Raw genomic sequence first — 11,716 nt, forward strand, 5'->3', positions numbered from 1 at the left:
GACACCGACACCGACACCGACACCGCTCCGGCCGGCCGGCGCAGCTGCGGGTGACCGCTACAACTCCAGCCGGAAGCAGTGGCCCTGACGGCCGGTGGGCGTCACGAACGTCTCCGCCCGGGTCATGTCCAGACGGCGGGTCACCGCGATCGAACGCTCGTTGAGCGCGTCGACCATCGCGACGACGCTGCCGATCCCCGCGGCCCGCAGCCGGTCCAGGGTGGCGAGCGCGGCGGCCGTCGCATAGCCCCTGCCCCAGTACGCGCGGCCCAGCCGCCAGCCGATCTCGATCTCGCCGACGGGCCCCCAGGCGTGCCGCCAGGGCTGCGCGCCGGTGAACCCGATGACGTCGCCCTCCTCGTCGAGCAGCGACCACAGGCAGAAGCCGAGCTCCGCGTCGTGCATGCGCTGGCGGGCCGTCGCCTCGTGATGGACCGACAGCTCGGACGCCGCGGCCCGGCCGCCGAGGAACTCCATGACGTCCGGGTCGTCGAACACCCGGTGCCAGGCGAAGGCGTCCTCGTGAGTGGGGACGCGCAGATCCACGGCGGGCAGGACTCGACTCATGGGCTGGCCCTTCGGCTGGGTGATCGGTACCGCTGAATAGACTGCCCATGTCCGTGCCGCACGGCACACCCTTTTCGAGCCTTGGGGAGAACCCGCCGTGACCGAACCCAAGACCCTCTCCGAGTACAGCGCAGACGTGATCGTCGTCGGGGCCGGGCCGGCCGGTTCGACGACCGCCTACTACCTCGCCAAGGCGGGGCTCGACGTCCTGCTCCTGGAGAAGACCGCGTTCCCCCGTGAGAAGGTCTGCGGCGACGGCCTCACCCCGCGCGCCACCAAGCAGCTCGTCTCCATGGGCATCGACATCTCCGAGGAGGCGGGCTGGCTGCGCAACAAGGGCCTGCGCATCATCGGCGGCGGCGTCCGCCTCCAGCTGGACTGGCCCGACCTCGCCTCGTACCCGGACTACGGGCTGGTCCGCAAGCGCGACGACTTCGACGAGCAGCTCGCCCGCCAGGCCCAGAAGGCGGGCGCGCGGCTGTACGAGCAGTGCAACGTGGGCGCCCCGATCGTCGACGACCGCACCGGCCGCATCACCGGCGTGCACGCCAAGCTCGGCGACGAGAAGACCGCCGTCACCTTCCACGCCCCGCTCGTCGTCGCGGCCGACGGCAACTCCACGCGGCTGTCGCTGGCGATGGGCCTGCACCGGCGCGAGGACCGGCCGATGGGCGTCGCGGTGCGCACGTACTTCGAGTCGCCCCGCCACGACGACGACTACCTGGAGTCCTGGCTGGAGCTGTGGGACCGGCGCGGCCCCGGCGAGGACCGCCTGCTGCCCGGCTACGGCTGGATCTTCGGCATGGGCGACGGCACGTCCAACGTCGGCCTCGGCATCCTCAACTCCTCCAAGGCGTTCCGCGAGCTGGACTGGCGCGAGGTCCTCAAGGCCTGGTGCGCGTCGATGCCGGAGGACTGGGGCTACACCCCGGAGAACATGACGACGCCGATCCGCGGCGCCGCCCTCCCCATGGCCTTCAACCGCCAGCCGCACTACACCAAGGGCCTGCTCCTGGTCGGTGACGCGGGCGGCCTGGTCAACCCGTTCAACGGCGAGGGCATCGCGTACGCCATGGAGTCCGGGCAGATCGCCGCCGACGTCATCGTGCAGGCCCACGCCCGCGCCACCGACGCCCAGCGCGAACTGGCCCTGCAGCGCTACCCGAAGGTGCTGAAGGACACGTACGGCGGCTACTACACGCTGGGCCGCGCCTTCGTGAAGGTGATCGGCAACCCGAAGGTCATGAAGATCGCGACGCAGCGGGGTCTGACCCACCCGGTCCTGATGAAGTTCACGCTGAAGATGCTCGCGAACCTGACGGACCCGACCGGCGGCGACGCGATGGACCGCATCATCAACGGGCTGACCAAGGTCGCGCCGAAGGCGTGAGCCCGGCGGGCGCGGGCGGCGGCGCGTATCGCCGCCCGCCAGGTCCGATTTGGCCGGGGCGCCCGGCCGCGGGCAGGGTGGAGCCATGATTTTCATCGCCGTGAAGTTCACCGCCCGCCCCGAGCACGCCGACTCCTGGCTGGAGAAGACCGCCGCGTTCACCGCCGCGACCCGCGCCGAGGAGGGCAACCTCTTCTTCGACTGGTCGCGCAGTGTCGAGGACCCGAACCAGTTCGTGCTGCTCGAAGGGTTCCGGGACGGCGACGCCGGCGCCGCGCACGTCGGGTCCGACCACTTCAAGGCCGGGCTCGCCGCCATGGCGCCGCTGATCGCCACCACCCCCGAGATCATCAACGCCGACATCCCGAACGAGGGCTGGGGCCCGATGGGGGAGCTCGCCCCGCAGGGCTGAGCTGTGATGCCCCTGTGACGCGCCTGCGGGCAACGTCGGCAGGGCCGCCTGACGCCGCGCGGACGACACACGAAGGCCGCCGCACCCCTCGGGGTGCGGCGGCCTTCGTGTGTCAGAAGAGGGAGACCCTCAGGCGTGCGGGGACGTCACAGGACGCGGACCGCGCCGCTCGCCGGGTAGCCGGACAGGTCCTGGATGACAACGCCCTTGGAGGGGTTGGCGGCGTCCAGGTACTGGCCGTTACCGATGTAGACGCCGACGTGGTACGCCGAGCCCGCGCCGCCCCAGTAGAGGATGTCGCCGACCTGGACGCTGGACAGGGAGACCGCGGTACCGGCGGTCGACTGGGCCTGCGAGGTGCGCGGCAGGTCCACGCCGGCCTGCTTGAACGCGGCCTGGACGAGGCCGGAGCAGTCCCAGGAGCTGGGGCCCGTGCCGCCCATCACGTACGCGTCGCCGAGCTGGGCCTTCAGGAAGCTGACCACGGCGCCGACGGAGCCGCTGGCCGGGGCGGCCGCGGTCGTGGAGGCGGTGGACAGCGTCGTGCGCTCGCTGGAGCGGGAGGCGGCCTGCGCGGCGGCCTCGCGCTCGGCCTTCGCCTTGGCGGCGGCCTCGGCCTTCTTCTTGGCCTCCGCCTTCTTCTCCGCCTTGACCTGGTCCTTCTTGGCCTGGTCGGCGGCCTTGGCGAAGGCCTCGTCACGCTCGGCCTGGAGCTGGTAGTTGGCCGCGGCCTGCTGGGTGGCGTCCGCGGACTGGGCGACCTGCGAGGACAGGTCGGTGGTGAGCGTGGGGAGCTCGATGGTCTGGGTGACCGGCTCGGCAGCGCTCGCCGCACCGGACGCACCAGCCACGGCGAGGGTGCTGAGGACGCCACCGGTAACTCCGGCGCGCAGGGCCATCTTCGAGGCGCTGCGGCGGGGCTTCCGGTGGCTGGGTATGTGAGCGGTGTGGGACATGAGAACAACCGGTATCAGGGCTTCACGGTTCCCATCAAGAAACGTGTGGTGCGCCACAGTTGTGTAGTCGTGGCGTGAATCCCGGGCGCGGCGGCCCTTATTGACGCCGTAAGGGGCAATCCGGACAACCTTGATCGAGGCTGTGATCACGGTGTTTCCGCAATACGCCCGAATTGCCCGACGCCTACCACTCGTTGACACCGTTGGCCAAGCCCGGTTTCCGGGACGTTACTTGACCCGTGACGCAGGTCACATCAACCCCCTAGGGGGAGCCGTCGCGTCCACATCCGTCCACACCGCTCCCCCTGATGTGTGAACAGGGTCCACTATCAGCCACCCGTGTCCAGCGCCAATTTGCTTGCGAAGTGCACCTCTTGATAGTGCGACGAGCCCTCTACCAGCGATGACGAGGCAAGTTGTCACCTCTGGTGATCACTCAGGTGCTTCGCGTGTGAAGATCACCGCTCATCCGACTTCATGATCCTTCGTCAGGTGGTGGAGATCACAAAGTAGTTGGCGTACCCCGTGTCGCAGATCACAGAGCACCGGGCATAGGATGCGGGGCAAGTTGGGCTTGTGACCTGCTTCACATGTAAGCGATCTTCGACCGTTTGCAGGGGGAGTGGGCCGCGAGCCCGTGCAACCGCCAGCAGTCAGCGCCGACTGAGAGGAGCGAGGAGCGGTGAACGCGTATGCGCCCATCCTCGTACTGGGAGCCCTCGGGGCAGGCTTTGCGATCTTCTCCGTGGTCATGGCCACGCTTATCGGTCCAAAGCGGTACAACCGGGCCAAGCTCGAAGCGTACGAGTGCGGCATCGAGCCGACCCCCACGCCGGCCGGCGGCGGGCGCTTCCCCATCAAGTACTACCTGACGGCGATGCTCTTCATCGTCTTCGACATCGAGATCGTCTTCCTCTACCCCTGGGCCGTCACGTTCGACGCCCTGGGGGTGTTCGGGCTCGTGGAGATGCTGCTCTTCGTGCTCACCGTCTTCGTCGCGTACGCGTACGTATGGCGGCGCGGCGGCCTGGAATGGGACTGAGCCCCGTATAGGGGAGACCGGGAGCCACAGACCAATGGGACTCGAAGAAAAGCTGCCGAGCGGATTCCTTCTGACCACCGTCGAGCAGGCCGCCGGCTGGGTGCGCAAGTCATCCGTCTTTCCGGCCACGTTCGGACTCGCGTGCTGCGCCATCGAGATGATGACGACGGGCGCGGGGCGCTACGACCTGGCGCGGTTCGGCATGGAGGTGTTCCGCGGGTCGCCCCGCCAGGCGGACCTGATGATCGTCGCGGGCCGGGTGAGCCAGAAGATGGCGCCCGTCCTGCGGCAGGTCTACGACCAGATGCCCAACCCCAAGTGGGTCATCTCCATGGGTGTCTGCGCCTCGTCCGGCGGGATGTTCAACAACTACGCGATCGTGCAGGGCGTCGACCACGTCGTCCCGGTCGACATCTATCTGCCCGGCTGTCCGCCCCGGCCCGAGATGCTGATGGACGCGATTCTCAAGCTCCATCAGAAGATCCAGTCCTCCAAGCTCGGCGTGAACGCCGAGGAGGCGGCCCGTGAGGCGGAGGAAGCGGCGCTCAAGGCGCTCCCGACGATCGAGATGAAGGGGCTGCTTCGGTGAGTGACGAGCAGTTGAACGGGTCCGGCGGTGCGGGACTGCCGGAACAACGGGGCGGGGCGGGCGAGGAGATCCGCGTCCAGCGCGGCATGTTCGGCGCCGACAACGGCGGCGACACCTCCGGCTACGGCGGACTCGTCCGCTCGGTCCGGCTGCCCGGCGAGACCGCCCGCCCCTACGGCGGCTGGTTCGACGAGGTCGCCGACGAGCTGGAGGGCGCCCTGGAGGAACAGGGCCTGGTCCCCGGCAACGCCATCGACAGGACGGTCGTCGACCGCGACGAGATCACCTTCCACATCGAGCGCGAGTACCTGGTCCGGGTGGCCCGGACGCTGCGCGACGACCCGGCCCTGCGGTTCGAGCTGTGCACCGGCGTCTCCGGTGTGAACTACCCCGGCGACAAGGGCCGCGAGCTGCACGCCGTCTACCACCTGCGGTCGATCACCCACAACCGGCTGATCCGCCTGGAGGTCTCGATGCCGGACGCGGACCCGCACGTCCCGTCCCTGGTCGCCGTGTACCCGACGAACGACTGGCACGAGCGCGAGGCGTACGACTTCTTCGGCATCGTCTTCGACGGTCACCCCGCGCTGACGCGGATCATGATGCCGGACGACTGGCAGGGCTTCCCGCAGCGCAAGGACTATCCCCTCGGCGGCATCGCCGTCGAGTACAAGGGCGCCCAGATCCCGGCTCCGGACCAGCGGAGGTCGTACAGCTGATGACTACTCCCCACGCAACTCCGCGCGCGACCACCGAAGGCACCGTGTACACGGTCACCGGTGGCGACTGGGACGAGGTCGTCCAGTCCGCGGTGAAGTCCGACGACGAGCGCATCATCGTCAACATGGGGCCCCAGCACCCGTCCACGCACGGCGTGCTGCGCCTGATCCTGGAGATCGACGGCGAGACGGTCACCGAGGCGCGCTGCGGAATCGGTTATCTGCACACCGGTATCGAGAAGAACCTCGAGTACCGCACGTGGACGCAGGGCACCACGTTCGTGACGCGCATGGACTACCTGACGCCGTTCTACAACGAGGCGGCGTACTGCCTCGCCGTCGAGAAGCTCCTCGGCATCGAGAACGACATCCCCGACCGCGCCAGCATCATCCGGGTCCTCCTGATGGAGCTGAACCGGATGTCCTCGCACCTGGTGGCGATCGCCACCGGCGGCATGGAGCTCGGCGCGACCACGATCATGATCTACGGCTTTCGTGATCGTGAACTCATTCTCGATATCTACGAGTTGATCACCGGCCTGCGGATGAACCACGCGTACATCCGGCCCGGCGGACTCGCCCAGGACCTGCCGCCCGGCGCGGTGGACCAGCTGCGCGAGTTCGTGAAGAAGATGAAGAAGAACCTTCCCGAGTACGACAAGCTCGCCACCGGGAACCCCATCTTCAAGGCCCGCATGCAGGACGTCGGCTACCTCGACCTCGCGGGCTGCATGGCCCTCGGCGCCACCGGGCCGATCCTGCGCTCCGCCGGTCTGCCGCACGACCTGCGCAAGGCGCAGCCGTACTGCGGATACGAGAACTACGACTTCGAGATCCCGACCGCCGACACCTGCGACTCCTACGGGCGCTTCCTGATCCGCCTGGAGGAGATGCGCCAGTCGGTGCGGATCGTCGAGCAGTGCCTGGACCGGCTGGAGCCGGGCCCGGTCATGGTCGGCGACAAGAAGATCGCCTGGCCCGCGCAGCTGGCCCTCGGGCCGGACGGTCTCGGCAACTCGCTCGACCACATCAAGAACATCATGGGCACCTCCATGGAGGCCCTCATCCACCACTTCAAGCTGGTGACCGAGGGCTTCCGCGTCCCGCCGGGACAGGCGTACGCCGCCGTGGAGTCGCCCAAGGGGGAGCTCGGTGTGCACGCCGTGTCCGACGGCGGCACCCGCCCCTTCCGGGTCCACTTCCGTGACCCGTCCTTCACCAACCTGCAGGCGATGGCCGCGATGTGCGAGGGCGGCCAGGTCGCCGACGTCATCGTCGCTGTCGCGTCCATCGACCCCGTGATGGGAGGCGTCGACCGGTGACCACCAGTTCTTCGGAGCAGGGCGTCAGCCTGGGCATGCCCCAACTGCCCGCGCCCGGTTACCCGGACGATGTCCGGGCCCGTCTGGCGGCGGACGCGCGCGAGATCATCGCCCGCTACCCCGACTCCCGCTCGGCGCTCCTGCCGATGCTGCACCTCGTGCAGGCGGAGGAGGGGCATGTCACGCGCACCGGCATGCAGTTCTGCGCGGACATGCTCGACCTGACCACGGCCGAGGTCACCGCCGTCGCGACCTTCTACACGATGTACCGAAGGAAGCCGAGCGGCGACTACCAGGTCGGCGTCTGCACCAACACGCTGTGCGCCGTCATGGGCGGCGACGCCATCTTCGAGACGCTCCAGGAGCACCTCGGCGTCGGCAACAACGGCACCACGGACGACGGCAAGGTCACGCTGGAGCACATCGAGTGCAACGCGGCCTGCGACTTCGCCCCCGTCGTGATGGTCAACTGGGAGTTCTTCGACAACCAGACGCCCGAGTCCGCCACGCGGCTCGTCGACGACCTGCGCGCGGGAGCGCAGGTGTCACCCACCCGCGGCGCCCCGCTGTGCACCTTCAAGGAGACCGCGCGGATCCTGGCCGGCTTCCCCGACGAGCGCGAGGGCGCCGTCGAGGCGAGCGGCAGCGCGGGCCCGGCCTCCCTGATCGGGCTGCGCCTGGCCAAGGGCGAGACCTCGCCCGCGCGCGTGGTCCACCCGCGCGCGGCGGGGGCCGAGGGCGCACAGCCCCACGACCCGTCGCCCGCCGAGCACCTCAGTTCGCACGACGCGCCGCAGGACACATCGGCCTCGGACCCGGACCACCCAGCCGGTCCCGCCGCCGAGGAGGGGGAGTGATGACCTTGGCAGCCGAGATCGACAACAACGACACCAGCCCGGAGAAGCTGCTCTCACCGGTCCTGTCGGCCTTCTGGGACGAGGACAAGTCCTGGTCTTTGGATGTGTATCGCCGGCATGAGGGGTACGAGGGGCTGCGCAAGGCCCTCGCGATGTCGCCGGACGACCTGATCGCGTATGTGAAGGACGCGGGGCTCCGCGGGCGTGGTGGTGCCGGGTTCCCGACCGGGATGAAGTGGCAGTTCATCCCGCAGGGAGACGGCAAGCCTCACTATCTTGTTGTCAACGCCGACGAATCGGAGCCGGGGACCTGCAAGGACATCCCGCTCCTCTTCGCGAACCCGCACAGCCTCATCGAGGGCATCGTGATCGCGTGTTACGCGATCCGTTCGGAGCACGCGTTCATCTACTTGCGCGGTGAAGTGGTCCCCGTACTGCGGCGCTTGCACGAGGCCGTGCGCGAGGCCTACGCCGCGGGGTACCTCGGGCAGAACGTCCTCGGGTCCGGTCTCAACCTTGAACTCACCGTGCACGCCGGCGCAGGCGCGTACATCTGTGGTGAGGAGACCGCACTCCTGGACTCGCTCGAGGGCCGTCGTGGCCAGCCGCGACTGCGTCCTCCCTTCCCGGCGGTCGCGGGCCTCTACGCGTGCCCCACTGTCGTGAACAACGTCGAGTCCATCGCGTCGGTTCCCGCGATCCTGAATCGCGGCAAGGACTGGTTCAAGTCGATGGGCAGCGAGAAGTCCCCGGGCTTCACGCTGTACTCGCTCAGCGGCCACGTCGCCTCGCCCGGACAGTACGAGGCCCCGCTCGGCATCACGCTGCGCCAGCTGCTCGACATGAGCGGCGGCATCCGCCCCGGCCACCGGCTCAAGTTCTGGACGCCCGGCGGCAGTTCGACGCCGATGTTCACCGACGAGCACCTCGACGTGCCCCTCGACTACGAGGGTGTCGGCGCCGCCGGATCGATGCTCGGCACCAAGGCGCTGCAGTGCTTCGACGAGACGACCTGCGTGGTGCGGGCGGTCACGCGGTGGACCGAGTTCTACGCCCACGAGTCCTGCGGCAAGTGCACGCCGTGCCGCGAAGGGACGTACTGGCTCGTGCAGTTGCTGCGCGACATCGAGGCCGGCAAGGGCGCCATGGAGGACCTCGACAAGCTGAACGACATCGCCGACAACATCAACGGCAAGTCGTTCTGCGCCCTCGGCGACGGCGCCGCCTCGCCGATCTTCTCCTCGCTCAAGTACTTCCGCGAGGAGTACGAGCAGCACATCACGGGCAAGGGCTGCCCCTTCGATCCGGCCCGCGCCACGGTGTGGGCCGATCAGCACCGCACGGAGGTGAACGCATGACTGTGACCACCAGCGCTCCCTCCGGGGGCGGCGAGGCGGCGGTTCCGCCGGAGGACCTGGTCACCCTCACCATCGACGGCATCGAGATCAGCGTCCCCAAGGGGACGCTCGTCATCCGGGCCGCCGAGTTGCTGGGGATCGAGATCCCCCGCTTCTGCGACCACCCGCTCCTCGACCCGGCCGGCGCCTGCCGCCAGTGCATCGTGGAGGTGGAGGGCCAGCGCAAGCCGATGGCGTCCTGCACCATCACCTGCACCGACGGCATGGTGGTCAAGAGCCAGCTCTCCTCGCCCGTCGCCGAGAAGGCGCAACGCGGCGTGATGGAGCTGCTGCTCATCAACCACCCGCTGGACTGCCCGGTCTGCGACAAGGGCGGCGAGTGTCCGCTGCAGAACCAGGCCATGTCGCACGGACAGGCCGACTCGCGCTTCGAGGGCAAGAAGCGCACCTACGAGAAGCCGGTGCCGATCTCCACGCAGGTGCTGCTCGACCGTGAGCGGTGCGTGCTGTGCGCGCGCTGCACCCGGTTCTCGAACCAGATCGCGGGCGACCCGATGATCGAGCTGATCGAGCGCGGCGCGCTCCAGCAGGTCGGTACGGGCGAGGGCGACCCCTTCGAGTCGTACTTCTCCGGGAACACCATCCAGATCTGCCCGGTGGGCGCGCTCACCTCGGCGGCGTACCGGTTCCGCTCCCGCCCCTTCGACCTCGTCTCGTCGCCGTCGGTGTGCGAGCACTGCTCCGGCGGCTGCGCGACGCGCACCGACCACCGGCGCGGCAAGGTCATGCGCCGCCTCGCGGCCAACGACCCCGAGGTCAACGAGGAGTGGATCTGCGACAAGGGCAGGTTCGGCTTCCGGTACGCGCAGAAGCCGGACCGGCTGACGACGCCCCTGGTCCGTGACGCCGACTCCGGCGAACTGCGGCCCGCGTCCTGGCCCGAGGCCCTGGAGACCGCCGCGCGCGGGCTCGGCGCGGCGCGCGGCCGGGCCGGTGTCCTCACCGGAGGCCGGCTGACCGTCGAGGACGCCTACGCGTACAGCAAGTTCACGCGCGTCGCCCTCGACACGAACGACATCGACTTCCGCGCGCGCGTGCACAGCGGTGAGGAGGCCGACTTCCTCGCCGCGCGCGTCGCGGGCCGCGGCCGTGATCTGGACGGCAGCGGAGTCACGTACAAGAAGCTGGAGAAGGCCCCCGCGGTCCTTCTGGTCGGCTTCGAGTCGGAGGAGGAGGCGCCCGGCGTCTTCCTCAAGCTCCGCAAGGCCTGGCGGGGACACGGCCAGCGGGTCTTCTCGCTCGCCACGCACGCGACGCGCGGCCTGGAGAAGGCGGGCGGCACGCTGCTGCCCGCCGCGCCCGGCACCGAGCCCGAGTGGCTGGACGCGCTCGCCTCCGGCGTCGGCCTGGAGGACGGCGGAGCGGTCGCGGCGGAGGCGCTGCGCACCGAGGGCGCCGTGCTCGTCGTCGGCGAACGGCTCGCGGCCGTCGCGGGCGGACTCACCGCGGCCGTACGGGCCGCGTCCGCGACCGGCGCCGAGCTGGTGTGGATCCCGCGCCGCGCCGGTGAGCGCGGCGCGATCGAGGCCGGCGCGCTGCCGTCGCTGCTGCCGGGCGGACGTCCGGCCACCGACCCGCGCGCGCGGGACGAGGTCGCCGCCGCCTGGGGTGTGGCCGCGCTGCCGCACCGTCACGGGCGGGACACCGGCCAGATCGTGGAGTCCGCCGTCACCGGCGAGCTGCAGGCCCTCGTCGTCGCGGGCGTCGAGGTCGCCGACCTGCCGAACCCGGCACGCGCGCGTGAAGCGCTTCACGAGGTCGGGTTCCTGGTCTCCCTGGAGCAGCGGCCCAGCGAGGTCACCGAGCACGCGGACGTCGTGCTTCCGGTGGCCGCGGTCGCCGAGAAGGCGGGCACGTTCCTCAACTGGGAGGGCCGGGCCCGGATGTTCGAGGCCGCGCTCAAGCCCGACCAGATGACGCGCCGCGTCGCCCCGACCGACGGGCGGGTGCTGCAGATGCTGGCCGACGCCATGGACGTCCACCTGGGGCTGCCCGATCTGCGCGCCGCGCGCGGGGAGCTGGACCGCCTGGGCAACTGGGACGGGCCGCACGCGACCGAACCGCTGGAGACGGGCGCGCAGTTGCCGCGCCCGGCCTCCGGTGAGGCCGTGCTCGCCGGACACCGGCTGCTGCTCGACCAGGGCCGTCTCCAGGACGGCGACGACGCGCTCGCCGGGACGCGGCACACCGCCCACGCGCGCGTGTCCGCGGCCACGGCCGCCGAGGTGGGGGTCAAGCACGGCGACGTGCTGGCCGTCACCGGGCCCGCGGGCGCGATCGCGCTGCCGCTCCAGGTGACGCAGATGCCGGACCGCGTGGTGTGGCTGCCGCTCAACTCCGCGGGCGGGGGCGTCGCTTCGGACACCGGTGCCGTCCCCGGCGACCTGGTGAAGATCGGCCCGGCCGCCGCCGAGGCCCCGGAGGTGCAGTCATGAGCCCCACGG

The 11,716-nt window shown here is 70.0% G+C and carries 11 protein-coding genes; 9 read left to right on the top strand and 2 right to left on the bottom strand.

The genetic code is table 11. The features are described 5' to 3' along the window. Window positions 1-57: 57 nt before the first annotated feature. Window positions 58-567 (bottom strand): GNAT family N-acetyltransferase, encoded by a 510-nt coding sequence (locus ACQUQD_RS23660; protein WP_428954142.1) that lies wholly within the window; start codon window positions 565-567, stop codon window positions 58-60. Between the two features lie 97 nt (window positions 568-664). Here ACQUQD_RS23660 and ACQUQD_RS23665 point away from each other — a divergent pair, with 97 nt between their 5' ends. Beyond that, window positions 665-1,957: a geranylgeranyl reductase family protein gene (locus ACQUQD_RS23665; protein ID WP_428954143.1), complete on the top strand. Its 1,293-nt coding sequence runs from the start codon at window positions 665-667 to the stop codon at window positions 1,955-1,957. 85 nt (window positions 1,958-2,042) lie between these two features. Beyond that, complete coding sequence (locus ACQUQD_RS23670; RefSeq protein WP_428954144.1) at window positions 2,043-2,369, top strand: putative quinol monooxygenase; 327 nt, start codon at window positions 2,043-2,045, stop codon at window positions 2,367-2,369. Window positions 2,370-2,515: 146 nt separating this feature from the next. Here the strand turns inward: ACQUQD_RS23670 and ACQUQD_RS23675 are convergent, their stop codons facing one another. Further along, window positions 2,516-3,325 (bottom strand): C40 family peptidase, encoded by an 810-nt coding sequence (locus ACQUQD_RS23675; RefSeq protein ID WP_428954145.1) that lies wholly within the window; start codon window positions 3,323-3,325, stop codon window positions 2,516-2,518. Between the two features lie 682 nt (window positions 3,326-4,007). Here ACQUQD_RS23675 and ACQUQD_RS23680 point away from each other — a divergent pair. Genes ACQUQD_RS23680 through ACQUQD_RS23710 form a run of 7 tightly spaced genes read left to right on the top strand, consistent with a single transcriptional unit; the run spans window position 4,008 to window position 11,707 of the window. Further along, window positions 4,008-4,367: an NADH-quinone oxidoreductase subunit A gene (locus ACQUQD_RS23680; RefSeq protein ID WP_007383963.1), complete on the top strand. Its 360-nt coding sequence runs from the start codon at window positions 4,008-4,010 to the stop codon at window positions 4,365-4,367. Window positions 4,368-4,401: 34 nt separating this feature from the next. Then, complete coding sequence (locus tag ACQUQD_RS23685; RefSeq protein WP_006133126.1) at window positions 4,402-4,956, top strand: NuoB/complex I 20 kDa subunit family protein; 555 nt, start codon at window positions 4,402-4,404, stop codon at window positions 4,954-4,956. Then, window positions 4,953-5,675, top strand: coding sequence for an NADH-quinone oxidoreductase subunit C (locus ACQUQD_RS23690; protein WP_428954146.1), 723 nt, complete (start codon window positions 4,953-4,955; stop codon window positions 5,673-5,675). Before ACQUQD_RS23685 ends, ACQUQD_RS23690 begins: the two co-directional genes overlap by 4 nt. Next, window positions 5,675-6,997, top strand: a complete 1,323-nt coding sequence (locus tag ACQUQD_RS23695; RefSeq protein ID WP_428954147.1) for an NADH-quinone oxidoreductase subunit D — start codon at window positions 5,675-5,677, stop codon at window positions 6,995-6,997. Before ACQUQD_RS23690 ends, ACQUQD_RS23695 begins: the two co-directional genes overlap by 1 nt. Further along, on the top strand, window positions 6,994-7,854 hold the full coding sequence (gene nuoE / locus ACQUQD_RS23700) for an NADH-quinone oxidoreductase subunit NuoE (RefSeq protein ID WP_428954148.1): 861 nt from the start codon (window positions 6,994-6,996) through the stop codon (window positions 7,852-7,854). The genes ACQUQD_RS23695 and nuoE overlap by 4 nt, the downstream gene beginning before the upstream one ends. Further along, the gene (gene nuoF, locus ACQUQD_RS23705; protein WP_428954149.1) at window positions 7,854-9,212 is read left to right on the top strand and encodes an NADH-quinone oxidoreductase subunit NuoF; all 1,359 of its coding nucleotides are present in this window, start codon (window positions 7,854-7,856) and stop codon (window positions 9,210-9,212) included. The genes nuoE and nuoF overlap by 1 nt, the downstream gene beginning before the upstream one ends. After that, window positions 9,209-11,707 carry an NADH-quinone oxidoreductase subunit G gene (locus ACQUQD_RS23710; protein ID WP_428954150.1) on the top strand — a complete coding sequence of 833 codons (2,499 nt, stop codon included), beginning with the start codon at window positions 9,209-9,211 and terminating at the stop codon, window positions 11,705-11,707. The genes nuoF and ACQUQD_RS23710 overlap by 4 nt, the downstream gene beginning before the upstream one ends. The last annotated feature ends 9 nt before the right edge of the window (window positions 11,708-11,716 follow it).

Source organism: Streptomyces sp. cg35 (genome assembly GCF_050410835.1).
In the GTDB taxonomy this organism is placed as follows: Bacteria; Actinomycetota; Actinomycetes; order Streptomycetales; family Streptomycetaceae; genus Streptomyces.